Origin of the sequence: Mesorhizobium sp. LNHC221B00 (assembly GCF_000502935.1) — a bacterium.
Taxonomy (GTDB): Bacteria; Pseudomonadota; Alphaproteobacteria; order Rhizobiales; family Rhizobiaceae; genus Mesorhizobium; species Mesorhizobium opportunistum.
In genome coordinates this window covers 363723-382277 of sequence record NZ_AYWR01000011.1, presented here as the reverse complement: position 1 = coordinate 382277, position 18555 = coordinate 363723, and the positions used below count along the sequence as shown (strand labels likewise).

At 61.5% G+C, this 18555-nt stretch carries 11 protein-coding genes and 4 pseudogenes; 10 read left to right on the top strand and 5 right to left on the bottom strand.

Annotation, left to right across the window (positions count from 1 at the left end):
• Positions 1-5: 5 nt before the first annotated feature.
• Together X741_RS1000000171045 and X741_RS150615 are read right to left on the bottom strand one after the other, a co-directional pair.
• Positions 6-250, bottom strand: a pseudogene (locus tag X741_RS1000000171045) (DUF1403 family protein); the annotation flags it as partial.
• Positions 251-410: 160 nt separating this feature from the next.
• The gene (locus X741_RS150615) at positions 411-788 is read right to left on the bottom strand and encodes a hypothetical protein (RefSeq protein ID WP_023778407.1); all 378 of its coding nucleotides are present in this window, start codon (positions 786-788) and stop codon (positions 411-413) included.
• Positions 789-1118: 330 nt separating this feature from the next.
• On the opposite strand from X741_RS150615, the pseudogene X741_RS01000000166815 reads away from it, so the two are divergent.
• The 6 genes and pseudogenes from X741_RS01000000166815 to X741_RS150645 form a co-directional block, all read left to right on the top strand.
• A pseudogene (locus X741_RS01000000166815) lies at positions 1119-1721 on the top strand (IS6 family transposase); the annotation flags it as partial.
• Between the two features lie 789 nt (positions 1722-2510).
• Positions 2511-2884, top strand: a pseudogene (locus X741_RS1000000168600) (type IV secretory system conjugative DNA transfer family protein); the annotation flags it as partial.
• Between the two features lie 641 nt (positions 2885-3525).
• On the top strand, positions 3526-6060 hold the full coding sequence (locus tag X741_RS150625; RefSeq protein WP_031250167.1) for a two-component system VirA-like sensor kinase: 2535 nt from the start codon (positions 3526-3528) through the stop codon (positions 6058-6060).
• Positions 6061-7253: 1193 nt separating this feature from the next.
• On the top strand, positions 7254-7607 hold the full coding sequence (locus X741_RS150635; RefSeq protein ID WP_245272729.1) for a transposase: 354 nt from the start codon (positions 7254-7256) through the stop codon (positions 7605-7607).
• Entirely contained in the window at positions 7604-7957 is a 354-nt protein-coding gene (tnpB, locus tag X741_RS150640) for an IS66 family insertion sequence element accessory protein TnpB (RefSeq protein ID WP_008878295.1), read from the top strand. The genes X741_RS150635 and tnpB overlap by 4 nt, the downstream gene beginning before the upstream one ends.
• Positions 7958-8026: 69 nt before the next feature.
• Entirely contained in the window at positions 8027-9613 is a 1587-nt protein-coding gene (locus X741_RS150645; RefSeq protein ID WP_023778400.1) for an IS66 family transposase, read from the top strand.
• Here X741_RS150645 and X741_RS0135125 read toward each other — a convergent pair.
• Both X741_RS0135125 and X741_RS150650 read right to left on the bottom strand, forming a co-directional pair.
• Positions 9596-11106 (bottom strand): annotated as a pseudogene (locus X741_RS0135125) (NAD-dependent succinate-semialdehyde dehydrogenase). The gene X741_RS150645 and the pseudogene X741_RS0135125 sit on opposite strands and share 18 nt — an antisense overlap.
• A 147-nt stretch (positions 11107-11253) precedes the next feature.
• Entirely contained in the window at positions 11254-12852 is a 1599-nt protein-coding gene (locus X741_RS150650) for an aminotransferase (protein WP_245272728.1), read from the bottom strand.
• On the opposite strand from X741_RS150650, the gene X741_RS150655 reads away from it, so the two are divergent.
• The 4 genes from X741_RS150655 (at position 12794) to X741_RS150670 (ending at position 16711) form a co-directional block, all read left to right on the top strand.
• Complete coding sequence (locus tag X741_RS150655) at positions 12794-13612, top strand: transketolase (RefSeq protein WP_245272727.1); 819 nt, start codon at positions 12794-12796, stop codon at positions 13610-13612. The genes X741_RS150650 and X741_RS150655 overlap by 59 nt on opposite strands.
• Positions 13609-14589, top strand: a complete 981-nt coding sequence (locus X741_RS150660) for a transketolase C-terminal domain-containing protein (protein ID WP_023778397.1) — start codon at positions 13609-13611, stop codon at positions 14587-14589. The genes X741_RS150655 and X741_RS150660 overlap by 4 nt, the downstream gene beginning before the upstream one ends.
• A 36-nt stretch (positions 14590-14625) precedes the next feature.
• Positions 14626-15939 (top strand): aspartate aminotransferase family protein, encoded by a 1314-nt coding sequence (locus X741_RS150665; protein WP_023778396.1) that lies wholly within the window; start codon positions 14626-14628, stop codon positions 15937-15939.
• Between the two features lie 88 nt (positions 15940-16027).
• Positions 16028-16711 carry a GntR family transcriptional regulator gene (locus tag X741_RS150670; RefSeq protein ID WP_023778395.1) on the top strand — a complete coding sequence of 228 codons (684 nt, stop codon included), beginning with the start codon at positions 16028-16030 and terminating at the stop codon, positions 16709-16711.
• Between the two features lie 44 nt (positions 16712-16755).
• Here X741_RS150670 and X741_RS150675 read toward each other — a convergent pair whose 3' ends face one another.
• A complete protein-coding gene (locus X741_RS150675; RefSeq protein ID WP_023778394.1) occupies positions 16756-18549 on the bottom strand; it encodes a hydantoinase B/oxoprolinase family protein in 1794 nt (597 codons plus the stop codon).
• Positions 18550-18555: the final 6 nt, after the last annotated feature.

The following is an 18555-nucleotide window of genomic DNA, read 5'->3' as shown; positions in this document are numbered from 1 at the left end:
TTTACGATGCCGCGCCAAGCGAGCAGCATCCGGCCGGCGGGGCCGACCCCGTCTCCCGGCCGTGAGCAGAACGGCATCGCGCAGGTGCCGCTTCATCCTCGACGCGGCCAGCCTGCTTTGCCGTTACCGCCGCCGCCGAAAGCGCCAGGCGTTGCCGCCAGGCGCCGGGCCGCCGGCAGCGGTTCGTTTCCACCGATGATCCGATTGCCAACCAGTTCCACTTCCCCCCATACCTGCGTAACGCCGCCATGCAAATTTGGAACAAAATCGCGTATGTCGCCGCAGCATGACAGCCGTCCCGACCAGCTATCGCTGCATCAAGACGCTGGTATCTTTACAGTGCCCGCACGCCTCTCGCGCGCCAACGGCCAGTCGGGTGTCGCGAATGAGGCGCGCTGAAGCCGTCCGGCTCAGCCGATCATGGCGCTTCGGTTGCCGGGTTCGAGGTCGTGGCCTCTGCCGCTGCGCGATTCTAGCATTTGCGCCTTGGAGAGCTCTGCTTCAGCCTCGGCGAGGCATGGCTCGGCTGCGGTTCTCTGCCGCAGAAGGTCCGATTGCGAATTCTTGACGTTGTCACGACGTAGGCGAGCGGCCTTGGCGAACGTCGGATAAGCGAAATGATTGACATCGGAAATGCCGGCCTTCGTTTCCTCGGCGTTTATCTGGAAGTCCAGTTCTCGCGCCATGCGTTCGAAATCGGCAATCATGATGTCTAGCTGGTGCAACTGTCGCTGCTTCTCATTCACCTGAAATTGCTTCAGTCGGACCAGATTACCTCGTGGCTTCATGACTCGGTACTCCGGTACCCATTTCGTCCAATCAAACCGCTCTCTCCCCTTAACGTTAGGCCTACAGCGACTCTCACGTTTTCTGCTGCGAGCGGAAACATATTTTCCAAAATCCTTGGCCGATGGCTATGAGTTCAATGGCATCGACAAGCATGCGAGCGGGGGACTTAAGGGGCGGTAAAAAAAGGCGGAATAGGGCGATTTTCACAATGTCTGCATATGAACGCGTTGAGACCTGCGGCGGGCTTGACACACAAAGCAATCGTCAAGATTTGCGACATGGACGCCGGGGGGCATGAATACGCCCGCCGTCAGCTACACGCCCCCCGATTTCCGCCGCCTATTATCGCCCACGCGGTCTGGCTTTATTTCCGGTTTCCGCTGAGCCTGCGCCTGGTTGAGGAAATGCTGCTGGAACGCGGCATCGTGGTTTCGTATGAGACAAGTCGCCGGTGGGGCATCAAGTTCGGGCTGGACTGCGCTCGCTGCTTGCGCCGCAAGCCGCCGTGCCGGAATGATGTCTGGTACCTGAACGAAGTGGTCGTCACCATCGCCCGGCAAAAAGCTTTGGTTGTGGCGCGCCGTCGACCAGGATGGATATGTGCTGGACGAAATCGTGCAAAACCGCCGCAACACCAAGGCCGCCAAGCGCTTGCTGACGCGGCTGTTGGAGAAGCAGGGGCTCGCGCCGAAGCGCATGATCACCGACTAGCTGCGCTCGTATGGAGCGGGAAAGCGACAGGTGATGCCGGACGTCAAGCACCGGTCGCACAAGGGGTTGAACAACGGAGCGGAGAATTCCCATGTGCCGCCGCGAAAACGGGAGCGGATGATGCAGGGGTCCGATCGCCGGGAGGCCTGCAACGCTTCGTCTCGACCTTGTCAGCCCTCCGCAACCTCTTCGTCCCCCGCCCCAAACGTTCTGCTCTGGCCCGACCAACAAGCCTGTGTCGTCAAATCGCCAAACCGACGCAAATTGTCGGACAGGGGAGGCCGCTGAGCTTCATCCGCTTCGATGAGAGCGGCGTCGGCGGGTTCTGTCGCAAACTTTTCGGAAAGGTCATTTGCCGCAAAAAATCGCTTGCGGCATCGCGACGAGCACTGAAGTCGATCAGCATCCGCAAGAGCCAGTATGTCAGCAACCGGGCTCGAACAGATCTCAACCGGTGAAAAGGTTCTCGAAGTCCGCGAGGCCCCCGCGGCGGTCATCATCATGTACGCGCTGCGGCACCTCGAAACCGCTTCCCTTGGCGTCGGATAAATCGTGTTGAATCAATGGCTTGAGCAAGCTTGGTCCCAGGAGGCCGTTTCAGGTGCATGGGGCAGTACTATTCACAAGAGGGTGCGAACGGGGCATAGCGTGCGCACTCGAAGGCGTCAGCGGGAGCGTCAGCTACATAGTCGATAACACGCCCTTTTTACCTCGGTCTCGGCTCGCAACGATGGATTGCTAACGGCGAACTCATGCTGGTCGGCAAGGCGATACTGGCTGGAGCATCAACTCGGCCGACGAGAGTGGCCACACCATCCTAGACCAGGATCGGCCGATATGCCCGGCATCGCCGCTCTGCAAAAAGCACAGCGGGCATCCAGACGTTGCCGGGTTGACTATGGGTGTCCGAACCGCGAAAAGAGGCCGCTCTTTATGAGTGGCGTGCGCTGGCAGTCTAACCCCAAGCCCCCCGCCCGGGCTGCCGGCGCGCTTCTAGGAACATCGAGGTAGATGACGAGACTCCGAACTACATTTCCGAAGCTATCGGTGGATTCACATTTCAAGCCCAATCGATTTCCTACAGCCAGGCGCGAACGTTCGATTGGAACGTTCAGAATTCACATCAAGGTGCACCGCTGTTGCGTCCCGAACAGGTGCGGCTGCTCAATGACGAGTACGAAATCGTTCTCATCAAGGTCTGCCACCATTAAAATTGAGGAAGGTGCGATTTTCGGATCGCATTCTGAAACGCATCTTTGAAAGCCAGACAGGCGCCCTCCCGGAGCCGGCGCCCTTGACGGGAGCAGAGGAGGCGCTCTCCGCAGAATCTCAACTCGATGACCCGCTGTGTGAATTGGCGCAGGACTTTGACGATACAGTTTGATGTGAGGCTAGTATGAACCCGCGAAATAGTAATCCATCCCGTGTAACAGCTTTGTCGCAGGTGCAGGACGCCGGCTTGGAAGACGGGCAAGCGGTCCAGGCCCGGCGAGTGGGCTTTGAGCAGCACGTGTCCGAGGCGCTCCGGCCGCTGTTCGATGGTCGAGCTGACGAGCCGCCTACCGGTCCAGAGGAGCTTCTGCGACTGGAAAAGGGGTTTCGCGAGGTGCTTCAGCGAGGGCAGGATCATCAAGCCGCCTCGTCTTTTTTCAGCGATCCAAGAATGCCCGCTGGACGGGATGACCCCAAGGGAAGCGTGTCGGACGCTTTCGCAGCAGCCGGCTCTAGGCACGCCGTAGTTGAGGCCGCCGCCCCGCCAGTGTTAGCTGCCAGCCAACAGCAGATCCGGCCCTCGCCAGTTGCGTTTGACCGGCCGGTATCATCCTCGGCTGCTGCAGGCGTGCGCTTGTATGCCCCTTCGATGATCTCTCGGAAGACCAGTTCCGAAAACTGCGATCAGTTGCCCGCCTTGTGCTGCCGCCTCGCCGTCGAGGTCGAAACGCCCGCGAATCAATGGAAGGTCAGCGGGCCATGGGGGCAGAGTGCAACGGTGTCTACACCGCCTATTTGAGGGGAGAGGTACACTTGGCTTTCCTGTTCCAGCAGCATCCGGCCGCACACCGACGCGATGGGGAGCTAGAATTCAAATCGGACCTTCGCAAGGCACGCACCGCGGCTCAAACGCCGTTCGTTTGGGAAAAATGGCTCAGTACCGACAAAGCTTCTGTAATGGCCCTAGTGGCCTCGGTTGCGCTCTTGGTCGCGATACAGTGGCAAGACCCCCAGATCAACGAGGCGGTCCTAAGCGAACTGCGGACGATTCAGATCAACTACGCATTGCTCCAGCGAGACGTCGCCCGCGCCGACATGGTATTGGACTTCCGTTCCGTTGCTTCTACCGGGCAAGCATTAAAAAGGAACCTTCAAAACTACCAACGCCTTGTTGAGATTTCGCCCAATGAGAGCTCCGGGGTGCACTCCAGGTTGGTTGCACAGCTCAAAAAGTCCCTCGAAAACACAGAAGCTGCCATCTCGGCCTCGGCCGCGCAAAATGAGCTTCTGCAAAGCTCTCTCGTACGCTTTGCTCGCTCGGCCAATCGCCTTCGGGGGGGAGTGTCGAACAGGCCTGAATTTTCCAATCTGATCCTTCAATTTTCGGCCAGACCGGGATTCAGCCTCGCATTACAAATCGATCAGTCTCTCGGCCGACTTCCTCCTAGCCAGGACCAAGTCACGGAGGATGTTGCCCGCGAGGGCCGCGCTATACTGTCCTCAATGTTGAAGTTGGACCGCGCTGTCAATCGGATCCCATCCTTCGACACGCTCGCCAAGGCCGCCGAATTGGAGCGAGAACATCTGAAAGCCTACAGCTTCGCGAGCGCGCAAGCGCAGCGTACACGACTTTTCTTTGGCTTGGTGTCCATATGCCTCTGCTTGTTTGCGACCATTCGAGCCTCCACGCTGCATGTGCGGACGAAGCGATTGGAAAGGCGGTTGGAGCTTGAAGCGGCAATGAGTGAGATCGAAGCTTGCTTCATCGACAGTCAAGCAACGAAGGCTTCGCGGCGCTTCTCCACCGAAGCAGCGCTTAGACTCATTCAATGCGTTTTCGATGCGGATCAATGCGCGCTTGCTCTGGTGGATCCGAGTATCAGCAGGAATACCGAGTACTTTGTCGCGAACAAGCGCATGCGCGTCTGGAACGCCACGCTAATCCATGAAGTCGTCTCACTTGTAGACGCGGAACAGCCAGTGTTTCGCGTCGTTCCGGCGTCGGAAGTGGTTCGGACTGCCGTAGGCACTTCCGGTGTTTGTCAAATTGTTGGTTGCAGGGCCTCCGATCAGCAGGCTGCGGTTTGTATCCTTGTTTTTGAAGGAGATCGCTCACCACCCTCCACAGACGACCTCCCGGTTCTGGCAAGCGCTACTGTGCGTTTAAGCAACCATCTTGAAATGCAACGTGTACACACGGAACGTAACCTTTTTGAGAGTCGATGGGAGCATGCGGAAAGGCTGACGGCTGTCGGCACAATCGCAAGCGGCGTTACACATGAATTCAATAATGTTCTAGGAGCAATAGTCGGCTACGCAGAGATGGCTAAAGGTCTTGTGCGCCGCCCCTCGAGAATTCGGGGCCACATCGGCCAAATTATCCTGGCCAGCAACCGAGCCAAGCTTATTATTGATCAAATTTTGTCACTAAGCCGAAATCGGAAGCGCGTGACGATGCCTTTCGACGTCGCGGAGATTGTAATGGATCTGGCGCCATTGCTGCGAGTTACACTTCGTGCGGATGTTCAGTTGAACCTCAAGATCAACGAGTGGCAAACGGTGATCGAGGGCAGCCCAACCGAGATACAGCAGATCCTTATGAATCTATGCAAGAACGCGTCGGAGGCTCTCTTGAATGAGGGCCGTGTCGAGGTTAGCGTTTCTCGCGCTCACGTCTGTCAAACGAAGTCCGTGGCTAAGGGCACCTTGAAACCGGGAGATTACGTTCTCCTCTCCATCAGCGACGATGGCCAAGGAATCGCAAGTTCGGTGCTTCCGCATATCTTTGAGCCCTTTTTTACCACGCGCTCTCGCGTCGGCGGGACCGGACTGGGTCTTGCTGCAGTGGACCGCCATGTGAGCGCGCTCGCAGGATGCCTTGACGTCACCTCGGCTGTTGGCCGAGGTACACGCTTCGATCTCTACTTACCGGCCTGCGCTGAGGAGCAGGTCAGAGCTGATAGCGCTTTCGGCCCATACGATGGATCACTTGGCAACGGAGAAATCATTGCAGTCGTGGACCCCGATCCAGCAGCGTTGGAGATCTACAAGGATAAGATCGCCGCGCTGGGTTATAAGCCGGTCGGCTTCGCGACCTTCGAGAGTCTTTGCGACTGGATCGAGAGCGGGAAGGCAGCCGACCTCCTAATTTTCGATGAAGCGACTTTCCTAGGGCGAGGACAGGCCGAAGCCGTATGTCCCACCCTGATGACGGTGCCCATCATCGTCGTTGGTGGAAACGACCCCATGCCGATCACATCTGGTAATCAGACCTTCGTCCTTTGGCTAGCCAAACCGGTCTCGCCCAGGACGATGGAGCATGCAATTCGTACGATGATAGTGGCATGATGCCGCCGACGCGCTCAGGCTACCGAGCTATCGAGGCAATCGGAGGCGGAGCCGGCTGGGATCCAGCAAATACAAGAGCGTCGGACGATCTCTGCGCACCCGGCTCATGGCGAGTTCCCCTCGAACACTGTCGTCGGCTTCCGCCCAACAAAAGGGCTCCCCGACCACGGCAAACCTGCCGCCGTGCTCGTGACCGTCAAGGACAAGTCCCCGCGCGATGGGGTCTGCAGGCCTCCATCCTTGACAGTCACTGCGCGCTCGCGGCGATAGGCGACGGTAATATAAGGTCGGGACGAGGAGATGGTCGCCAATCGGTCAGGCAAGATGGTTGACGAACTGACTCGGGAGCAAAGCTTGACAATCATCGCCCCATTCACGCCAGACTTCTCCTGTGTTCATCATCGGCTACGGCTCCTCGCCCGCGCCGACAAGGCTATCGCCGCCCGGCCAGGCAAGCTATATCCCAGGTTCCGACGTGTTCCTTTCATGCTTGATGGCGCTAGGCTCCGGCAGGGCGACGGCTCCTCGCTTATCGCCTCCGCACATGTCGCCTTCGACGGATGAGAACGTCTCGGCCCCTGCAATCTTACACATCTTGGCTCATTTCCCCACCCACATGATTGCTATGTACGCTTTGCCGGTCGTCACCTCCCACGCCGCAACAGTCGCTACCGAGCGCGCTATCCCTTACCCCGGCCGGACTCGCACCAGCTGGAACGCGCCAGTTTCGGCCTGGCAAAGCTCACCTCGATTGCCGCGCAAACTCGTCACGTGTTGCCATCACCTGGGCCGAGGGGGCTCTGTGGCAAACCTTTTGGTAAGGGGAGCATGGCAAGCTCGGTCTGCGATTTCTCGGAAATGGCCAGTCTGAGCGCGCTGTTTGCTAAGCTTTTCCGGAAACGTAAGAGCATAGGGCGCTCACGATCTTAAGTCCCTTCTGCTCGGCATCGTAAAGATTTTCACCGGATCACCCGCGGGTTCGTCATTCCGCGTTCTGAGACGCGGGAAAAGCCGGCGCACTAGAGCCGAGGCCGCCGATGCAGACATATTTGGTATCGAGGTAATCCTCGATGCCCTGATGTCCGCCTTCCGTAAGCGCCACGCCGCTCCCCTCGTGCGGCGCATGAGGTGAATGTGCCAAGAATCCCCCCGATCGCGAGAGACGGAGGGCCTACATGGGAGCAGACGGCAAAATGGACGTCCATTTGGACGTCCCAACAGCTGGCTACGCAGGCCGGCTGGAGATTCTGGAAGGTCCGACGGGGCGTCGGGTTCGCTCGGAGGCCGACAGAGCCCGGATTGCGGCCGAGAGCCTGATGCCGGGGGTACAGGTGGCGGTGGTCGCCCGCAAGCATGGCGCGACCCGCTGGCAGATCTACGATTGGCGGCGTCGCCTGGAAGAACCATCGGCGCCTCAGCGGACGATGAGGCCACCGAAACCGGCGCCAGCGAAGGTGGAAATCGTGATCGACGACATGGTGATCCGAACAGCGGTTGACCTCGAGCATCTGGCGCAGGTGATCCGTGCGGTGCGGGCCTCGCGATGATTGCACCGGGTGCCGATCTGAAGATCTACGTGGCGACCCGGCCGGTTGACTTCCGGCGCGGCATGGACGGATTGGCATTGGCTGTGCAGGAGATGCTAGGCCTCGACCCATACTGTGGGGCAGCCTTCGTCTTCCGGGCCAAAAGGGCTGACAGGATCAAGATTTTGGTGTGGGATCGCACCGGCCTTGTGCTCGTTCACAAGCGGCTCGAGGGCTCGAAGTTCGTTTGGCCGCAGGTTCGCGACGGTGTGATGCGGATGTCGCCGGCGATGTTCGCGGCCTTGTTCGAAGGGCTGGACTGGAGACTGGTTCGCCCCGAGCGGGCACGGCGTCCGCAGTTGGCCGGATGAGTGTGACACAGTGACTCAGCTGCGTTGTCTCCGATGGCATTCTCGGAGATCATGTGGTTGATTTAGTGCATGAATCTGACGGTTCTCCAGGAAGAGAACGAGCGTTTGAAGGCGCTCCTGGCTCAGACGCAAGCGACCCTGGCCGAGCACCAGGCTGCCTTGGCTGCATCCGAAGAGGCGCGGCGCCGCCTGGAGACCATCGTCGGTCAACTCAATCACGAGAAGTTCGGCGCCAAGTCCGAGAAGCTGCATCCGGATCAATACCACCTGCCGCTCGAAGACGTGGAGATCGCGCAGGGCGTGCTCGATGCCGCGCAGGAAAAGGCGCAGCGGGTCATCCAGGGTCGTTCGGACGGCGCCTCCGGTTTGCGCCTGCGCAACCGTGGTCACTTGCCTGCCCATCTATCGCGGGTGGAGCGGATCATCGAGCCCGAGAGCACGCTGTGCCCGTGCGGCTGCGGCGAGATGGCCAGGATCGGCGAGGACGTCAGCGAGCGGCTGGACGTGATCCCGGCGCAGTTGCGCGTGCTGGTCACGCGCCGCCCGAAATACGCTTGCCGCCGCTGCTCGGGCGCGGTCGTGCAGGCCCATGCGCCCGAGCATGTGGTGCCTGGCGGCCTGCCGACCGAGGCATTGATTGCCCAGGTCATCGTCGCCAAGTTTGGCGATCACTTGCCGTTCTACCGGCAGGCCGAGATCTACGCTCGCCAGGGCATCCAACTGGATCGCGCCACACTGGGCAATTGGGCTGGCCGGGCCTGCTTCCATCTCAAGCCCATCGCCAGTCACATGAGCTGGCATCTGGCTGGCGCGGATCGCCTGTTCATGGACGAGACCACCGCGCCGGTGCTCGATCCCGGACGCGGCAAGGTCAAAAAGGGCTTCTTCTGGGCAATCGCCTCCGATGACCGCGGCCATGGTGGCCAAGGCCCGCCCATCGTGCTGTTCCACTATGCGCCGGGGCGCGGCGGCGAGCATGCCGAACGCTTCCTTCAAGGCTTCGGCGGACAGTTCCTGCAGGTTGACGCCTATGAGGGCTATGACCGGCTGACACGCCTGGAACGGCCGCAAGGACCGTGGATGCTCGTCCATTGCTGGAGCCATCTGCGCCGACGTTTTGTGAAGCTGGCGCGCAACACCAAGTCCCCGATCGCCGAAGCCGCCGTGCGCCAGATCGCCACGCTCTACGCCGTCGAGGCGACGGTGCGCGGCATGACGCCACAAGCTCGGCTCGCCGCCCGACAGCAGTACTCCACCCCGATCATCGCCGCTTTGAAGCCGTGGTTTGAAAAGCAATTGTCGATGATCTCCTCGGGCTCAAAGCTGGCCGAAGACATCCGCTATGGTCTTGCCCATTGGGAAGGGCTCACGCGCTTCCTCGGCGACGGGCGGCTCGAGCTCGACACCAACCCAGTCGAAAACGCCATCCGGCCAGTATGCTTGACCCGAAAAAATGCTCTGTTTGCTGGCCATGAGGTCGGGGCCGAAAACTGGGCGCTGCTCTCATCCGTCGTGGCCACCTGCAGGCTCAACGACGTCAATCCCGTTGCCTACCTCGCCGAAACTCTCGACGCCATCATCAACGGCCATCCACAGAGCCAGATCGAGCAACTCATGCCCTGGCGATTCCGGAAAACGTCAAGCCCAAATCCATAGGCGATCGGCGTGGCGCTTACCGCCTTCCTTGCCGAGGCCGGATTCCTTGACGCCGCCGAACGGTGCCTCCGGCGTGGTGATGAGGCCTTCATTGACGCCGACCATGCCGTATTTCAGCCCTTCCATGACGCGGAAGGCGCGGCCGAGATCGCCGGTGTAGAAATAGCAGGCGAGGCCGAACTCGGTGTCGTTGGCGAGCGCGATGGCTTCCTCTTCGGTCTCGAACTTGAACACCGGGGCGATCGGGCCAAAAATCTCTTCCTTCATGAAGCGCATCTTGGGTGTCGCGTTGGCAATGACGGTCGGCTGGAAGAACGAGCCGCCGAGCGCATGGCGTTTGCCGCCGGCGACAACCTTGCCACCCTTGGACGTCGCATCGGCAATCAGCTCTTCGACCTTCTCGACTGCCTTTTCGTCGATCAGCGGCCCCTGCTGCACGCCCTCTTCGAGGCCGGAACCGACCTTCAACCCGTTGCTGGCGGCGGCCAGCTTTTCGACGAACTTGTCATAGATGCCGGCCTGAACCAGGAAACGGTTGGTGCAGACGCAGGTCTGGCCGGAGTTTCGATACTTGGCGGTGATCGCACCGGCGACGGCGCGTTCGAGATCGGCGTCGTCGAAGACGATGAACGGCGCGTTGCCGCCGAGCTCCATCGACACCTTCTTGACGGTGACCGACGACTTCTGAATGAGAAGCTTGCCGACCTCCGTCGAGCCGGTGAAGGTGATCTTCGACACCAGCGGATTTGCGCAGATCTCGTCGCCGATCTCGCCGGCGGCGCCGGTCAGGATGTTGACGACGCCCTTGGGGAAGCCGACTTCCTCGGCAAGCGCCCCCCAGGCAAGACCCGAATAAGGCGTCTGCGAGGCGGGCTTCACCACGGCGGTGCACCCAGCGGCGAGAGCCGGGCCGAGCTTGCGGGCCAGCATCGAGGACGGGAAATTCCACGGTGTGATCGCGGCGATGACGCCGACCGGCTCCTTGGTCACCAGAATGCGGCGATCCGCCCAGGGTGACGGCACCACGTCGCCATAGGTGCGGCGGCCTTCTTCGGCAAACCACAGTATGTAGGCCGCGGCCGAGCCGATCTCGCCCTTCGATTCGAACAGCGACTTGCCCTGCTCGATGGTCAGCAGTTCGGCCAACACGTCCTGATTGTCCATCATCGCGTCATGCAGCTTGCGCAGCAGCTTCGAGCGCTCGAGCGCGGTCGTCTTGCGCCAGGTCTTGAAAGCTTCTGCGGCGGCTTCGATGGCGCGGCGGGTCTCGGCCTTGCCCGACTTCGGCACGGTGCCGATCTTGAGGCCGGTGGCCGGGTTGNGGCGGCTTCGATGGCGCGGCGGGTCTCGGCCTTGCCCGACTTCGGCACGGTGCCGATCTTGAGGCCGGTGGCCGGATTGTTGACGTCGACCGTCTGGCCGCTATCGGCCTGCACCCACTCGCCGTTTATGAGATTGGCCTGGCGCATGAAATGGCTGGTTTTCTGAAGCATGGTCTGGCCTCCGTTCGGATAAGACAATCAGGATCCTGTATGCTGGCTGCGGCTAGCGCCTTTGCCGAAGCGCCCTATTCGCGCGGCAGAACGACACCGCCGGCCGCGCTTCAGCTATGCGCGACGTCTCGCCGCGCCGCCGCGGCTTCAAGCCAACTGGCCAGTCCGAAGATGCTCCGCCGCGGTCTCATCAAGCGCCGCGCGAATGCCATCAACCATGTAATCGATCTCTTTAGGGGCGATGACGTAGGGCGGGCAGATTGCCAGCACGTCGCCCATGTTGCGGATCATGACTCCGTGCTCGCGGCACCGCCGCTCGACATCGGTGCCAATTCGCAGCTCCGGCGCAAAGGCGCGACGGGTGGCGCGATCCTCGACGATCTGGATCCCCGCTATAAAACCGCGGCCGCGGACCTCGCCGACCAGTGTATGGTCGTTGAGCGCGTCCGCGAGCGCTGCATGCAGATAATCGCCGAGACGGCGCGCCTGGCTCACGAGATCGATCTCGCGGTAGATCCTGATCGCCTCGGCGGCGACGGCGGCTGTCACCGGATGGCCGGAATAGGTGAAACCGTGGCCGAACACGCCGACCTTGTGGGCCTCATCGGCGACGCACTGGTAGACCTTGTCGGAGATAATGACGCCGCCAATGGGCAGATGACCGGATGAAAGCCCCTTGGCGACCGACAGCATGTCCGGTTCCATGCCAAAAGTCTGGCTGCCGAACCAATTTCCGGTGCGTCCGAAGCCGCAGACCACCTCGTCGGACAGCATCAGGATGTCGTATTTGCGCAGCACCGCCTGAACCTTTGGAAAATAACCCTCCGGCGGTACCAGCACGCCGCCGGCGCCCATGACTGGCTCGGCGATCATCGCGGCGATCGTCTCTGGCCCCTCCGCCAGGATCAGGGCCTCGAGTTCCTGGGCCAGGCGCGTGGCGTAGTCATGCTCCGCCTCGGCCGGCAGACCGTCGAGATAGTGAAATGGCCGCGCCGCGAATATGACGGGAAGCGGCGGCAGGTTGAAGGACTTGTGCATATGCGGCAGGCCACTCAGCGCCGCGCCCATGATCGTACTGCCGTGGAAGGCGCCAAACCTGCTGATGATCTTGCGTTTCTCCGGGCGCCCCCGCGCGGCTTGGTAGTACCAGGCGAGCTTGACCATCGTATCATTGGCTTCGGAACCGGAGCCGACCAGAAAAACGCGCGCGTTGTCGAACGGCGCCAACGCGGTAAGCTGCTCGACGAGTTCGACGGTGGGCTCGTTCGAGCGGTGGTTGAAGGTGTGGTAGACGGCGAGCTTGCGCATCTGGCGGTCAGCAGCGACAGCCAGCCGGCTGTCGCTGAAGCCAAGCGAGGCGCACCAGAGTCCGCCCATGCCCTCGATATAGCGGTTGCCCGCGTCATCCGTGACGGTCGCGCCTTCGCCGGCGACGATCGTCAACGGACCATGATCCTCATGCAGGCGTGGATCCGTCTGGGAATGAAAGTGCCTGGCCATGTCCAGCACGCGCGATTCGTTGTTCATCAAAATTCTCCTTGCGACCAGATAGGCGGTTGCGTCGGCCAGGAATATCTTATAACTTATAAGTTGTCGAGAAAAATGATCCCGAGAGTGACGCCCAATGGCCACCCCACCCACTCCCTCAAACAACGCCCTGCCACCCGACGCGGAGCGGATCGCCCTGTTGCGCGACAGGGCAGAGTTCGTACGGCTCGAGACGCTGCGCCTCATCCAGATCGCCAAGGTTGGGCATTATTCGTCAGTATTTTCCTGCGCGGAAATATTCGCCACGCTCTACTACGATGCGATGCGGCTCAGGCGCGGCGAGCCGCAATGGCCGGATCGCGACCGCTTCCTGATGGGCAAGGGACATGCCGCGGTCGGCCTTTACCCGCTGCTGGTCGACTGGGGCTTCTTCTCCAAGGACGTCCTCGATGGCTACACCCGGCTCGGCAATCCGCTTGGCGATCATCCCGACATGCGCAAGGTGCCCGGCGTCGATTTCAGCTCCGGCTCGATCGGTCATGCCTTGTCCGGCGGCCTCGGTATGGTGCTCGGCGCCCGTGCGGCCAACCGGCGCTTCGATGTCTATGTCCTGCTCGGTGACGGCGAGATGCAGGAGGGCCAGGTCTGGGAAGCGGCGCTGTCCGCCGCCCATCATAGGGCCGGCAATCTGATCGCCATCGTCGACCGCAACGGATACCAGCTCGACGGGCAGGTCGACGACATCATCGGCATCGAACCGTTGGCCGACAAATGGGCGGCGTTCGGCTGGCAGGTGCACGAGGTCGATGGGCACGACGTCGTCGCTCTCGCGACGCTGCTGCGACAGTTGAAGGCCGAGGCAGACCGCACCCGGCCCGTCTGCATCATTGCCAAGACCTCCAAAGGCAAGGGCGTTGGTTACATGGAAACCGAACCCGGCTGGCATCTGGGCTATCTCGCGCCATCGGACGAGGCCTTGGCCGCCGAAGAGATCAAGCGTGGAGGCAAAACACAATGAACGGCCCGATCGATACCAACTCCTGGCAGTACCGCCAGATCAACGCGCGCGCGCCTGGCCTGAGTTACCTGGCCAATGCGCTCATTGATCTGGTCGACGACGGTTATCCGGTCGTGGCCGGTACGGCCGACCTTCAATATTCCAACGGGCTGGTGCGGTTCGCGCAACGCTTTCCCGAACGCTTCACGCAATTTGGCATTTCCGAGCAGAACATGGTTTCGGCTGCTGCCGGCATGGCCAGCACCGGCGCCATGCCGTTCGTCGCTACATTCGCTTCTTTCCTGGCGCTGCTGTGCTGCGAACAGATCAGAACCGACGTCGCCTATTCGGCGCTGCCGGTGCGGCTGATCGGTCATCATGCCGGTATTTCACTCGGCTTCTACGGCACCTCCCACCATGCGACGGAAGATCTTGCCATCATGCGAAGCATCGCCGACCTCACGGTCGTCGCGCCGGCTGACGGCCCGCAACTGGCGGCCGCCGTCAAGGCGTCTGTCAATCATGCCCAGCCAATCTACTTCCGCATTGGCCGCGGCCAGGAACCGCTGGTCTATGAAGACGACGGCGTCGACTTCCAGTTCGGCAAGGCGATCGTTCACGGCGAAGGATCGGACCTGACCATCATCGCCTGTGGCTCGATGGTCCATCCCTCAAGGGAGGCTTACCGCGCGCTGCGCGCGGCGGGCAAATCCGTCGGACTGATCGACATGCATACGGTGAAGCCACTGGATACGAAGGCAGTGCTCTCGGCCGCGGCTCACTCCCGCTTCATTCTAACCATCGAGGAACACAATATCCTGGGCGGTCTGGGCGGCGCCGTGGCGGAAATCCTGGCGGAGGCGGGCAGCCCGGCACGGTTGATACGCCATGGCATCCGCGACGAATACAGCCTGATTGCGCCGCCAACGCATCTCTACAAGCACTACCGGCTGGACGCGGCGGGGATCGAGGCCACCGTTCTTGAAGCCCTCGGCTGAGCCGGCGGACAACCATAGCCATGCACGGACATTCCGATGACCGATCAGAATAACACCTCCCGACTCATTGAGCGCGCCGGCGCGGTGATGCCGGGCGGATTGCTCAGCCCGAGCCGCAGGCTCGGCGCGCCGCATGTCTTTGCCCGGGCGCAGGGTGCGTTTCTCTACGACGTCGAGGGACACCAGTACACCGACTTCCATTGCGGCTTCGGCGCCAATGTGCTTGGCCACTGTCATCCGGCGGTGCGTGAACGCATCGCCGCGGTCTCCCAGGACATCGATCTTGTCGGTGCGGGAACGATGCGGCTGGAGATCGAGGTGGCGGAGGCGCTGGTCGACTGCATCCCTTGCGCGGATCTGGTCGCCTTCTGCAATTCCGGATCGGAGGCGACCTATCACGCCCTGCGCCTTGCCCGCGCCGCAACCGGTCGCAAGCGCATCATCAAGTTCCAAGGCGGCTATCACGGCTGGCACGACTATATCGCCATGAACGTACAGTCGCACGCGCAGGCGATCGGCAAGTACGACCCGATCAGCGCCGGCATCCTCGAGGATGCCGCCCGTCACACCATCGTGCTGCCTTACAACGATGCCGGCGCCGTCGAGGATTATCTCAAGGCCAATCCGGGCGAGGTCGCGGCGATCATCATCGAGCCAATCGCTCACAATATCGGGTCGCTGATGGCCACGGATGTTTTCCTGCGCGACCTACGTCGCCTGACCAGCGATCATGGTGTCGTGCTGATCTTCGACGAGGTCATCACCGGCTTTCGCCACGCGCTTGGCGGCTATCAGTCGATCGCCGACGTCACGCCTGATCTCGCGACCTTCGGCAAGGCGGCCTCGTCAGGCTATCCCGTTGGCGTGGTGGCCGGTCGTCGCGATCTCATGGAGCTCGTCGGTCGGACCGGGGAAGGCTCCGTATTCATGGGCGGTACTTTCAACGGCACGCCGTCGACGCTCGCCGCCATGCAGGCGACGATCGAGGAGCTGTCCAAACCAGGCTTCTACGACCGTCTCTTCGCCCTCGGCGCTTTCATGCGCACGCAGCTGGATGGCATTATCGATCGCCTCGGCCTGCCCGCGCAGAGCGCCGGGTTTGGCTCGGTCTGGCTGATCTATTTCCTCAGCGGGCCTTACCGCGACTATCAGGACTTGCTGCGCAACGACGATGTCTTCGATCTTGCATTCCGCAGAGAGATGGTGGCGAACCGGCTGATCGGCCAGCCGCTCGCGCTCAAGCGTCTCTACCTGTCAGGGAGCCATGACCGGGCGACAGTGGAGAAATCGCTGGATATCATCGAGACTATCCTGCGCAAGCTCTCCGCCGGGAAACCCGCCAGCTCCTAGCCATGTTTCGCAACGGACTTATAGGATATAAGAGCGTCTCGCACTATCCGTTGCCGATTCGGTGCGGCCAAGATTGCAGCGGTGGACCATGAGCACGATGCAGCCAATCGAGCAAGGCAGTCTGTCGGCGAGAACTTATATCTCGCTGCGCGAAGCCCTGATCGCCGGCAATTTCCGGCCCGGCGAAAGGCTGTTGATGCAGGATTTGGCGCAACGGCTGGGCACCAGCGTCACGCCTGTGCGAGAGGCCTGTTTCAGGCTCGTCAGCGAGCAGGCGCTGGAACTGCGGTCGGGGCGGTTCATCACCGTTCCAGAGCTGACCCGGTCGCGTTACTGGCAGGTCCGGCTCATTCGCATCGCGCTCGAGGGACTAGCGGCCGAACTCGCCGTCGAGCATGTTTCGGAGAAGGACATTGCAAAACTGGTCGAGATCCATCGCGATTTCGTGGCCGGCGAAACGTCCGGCGATGCTGACCGCGCCCGTCGCGCCAATCGTGAATTCCACTTCGGCGTCTACCGCCTGTCCAAGATGGATATGCTGATCGCCCAGATCGAAAGCCTGTGGGTCTCGATGGGCCCTATCCTCAACGTGTATTATCTGCAGGCCGAGAACGATTACATCGGCGCGGAGGAGCACGAGACGCTGATCGGAGCGTTCCGGACCCGCAACAAGAAGGTGGCGCGTAAGGCGATCGAACGCGACATCGTGCGCGGTGGCATGAACCTGTTGCGGTATTTCGACGAGCAGGACGCGGCCGCCAAGCGGGCGTGATCGAAGCCGCCGGTCATTTGCTGGCGACCTCTCTTCGCGCTGGCTCAGGCCGCCCGAAGGCGCGCGGTGGCATCCCGGTCGACGACCCAGACGCCCTGCTCGGCGTCCAGCACCAGGGCCACCTTGTAGGATTGGCGAGCCGCTTCGCTCGTTAGCCAGCCGCGGTCAACGCTGGCCGCGACACGGCTGACATCGCGCTTGGTCGGGTCGCCGTAGCCACCGCCGCCACAGGCAACGAACTCGATGCGCTCGCCGGCGCGACACGCCTCCTCATGGAACGCAGGCAATTCCACCAGCTTGCCGTCCGGGCCGCGCTTGGCACTGCGACTGGCCTTGGCGTCACCGCCGCCGAGCACGCCGCGCGGCGGAAAGGTTGTGCCATCGGCCGAGTAGACCAGTGTCATCTCGTGGTCGACGGGATAGAAGACACCGCCCACCGCGGGAGCGCCCTCGAACTCGCCAATGCCTTGCGTGTCCGCCACCACGCCGCGCGATTCAATGATGATGGGATACATGGATTCGTCCACCTCCACGGAATCCAGCGCGATCAGACCGCCATTCGCCGGCCCGCAATATGTCAGCCAGCCGTCATAGCCGTGACGCGCGCCGCCGCCGGCGTAGCCAATGAAGACCTGGTTGACGTAGGGCTGCCCATCCTTGAACGGATCCTTGCCTGAAATCACGCCGATCCCCGCTGGCAGGTGCGAGCCGCTCTCGGCCTGGCCATAAGGTTCTCCCATGGTCGAGAACACGCAGTTGCCGGCGATGATCAAGCGGTCGTTGACATTGGTGGTCGCCACCGAGGTGCCTACGGGGTAGCGCGGTTTGCCAACCACGCTTCCCTCCCGCATCAACACCTTGATCCGGCTCTTGGCGCCCTCGTTGTGCGGGATGCCGTCGTCGAGATTGTTGAAGACGCCAATGCGGCACGAGCCCGTGCAGGTGTTTTCCGACAGATTGAGACCGCCAGGGACGTTATCCATGTTGTCACGCACATCGACCGTGATTTCGCCGGCTTCGGGGTCGACATCGATGGTGATCCTGACCGGGATGCCCTCTTCCGCCACGCCGGGGACCGGGTCATGGCGGACCTCGTAGGTGAACTTGCCCTTCGGCAATTTGGCGATCTCGGCCATGGCGCGACGTGCACCGTAGTCGAACCAGTCCTCGACGAAATCCAGCAGCGTGTCGCGGCCGTATTTTTCAAGCAGTTCCAACAGACGGCGTCGACCGGTCCTGCAGGCGCCGATCTGGGCGCGCACGTCGCCCAGCCAGATGTCTGGAACACGGTTGCGCATCATGCCGATGCGCAGGATGTCCTGCTTCTCCCTGTGCTGTTCGACCACGCGCACGCAGGGAAAGTGGATGCCTTCCTCATAAACGTTCTTGGCGAATGGCAGATAGGTCGAAGGCGTCGGCGCGCCAGTATCGGCGTGATGGGAAAGCGCCACGGCCCAAAACAGCGGCATGCCACCGAAAAAGATCGGCATCGCCATGATCAGGTCGGCATGATGGGTGCCGCCCGTGTATGGGCAGTTGTTGAGGAAGATGTCGCCGTCGGCGATATCGTCGAACAACTCCGTTATCGGACGGGTCGCCAGATCCATCGACATGACGTGGATCGGCAGCGCGTCCTCGGTGGAAACGAGGCGGTGATCATAGGTCAGGATCGCACAGCTCAGGTCGCGGGCGTTCTTGATCACCGCCGAGCGGCTGGCCCGCATCACGACCAGCGTCATTTCCCGCACGACGGCCTCGAACCGGCTTTTGAGAACCGACATCAGGAACGGATCGACGCGGCGCGTTGGCGTCTCCAGGCGAATGACAGGTGAATTCATTTTATG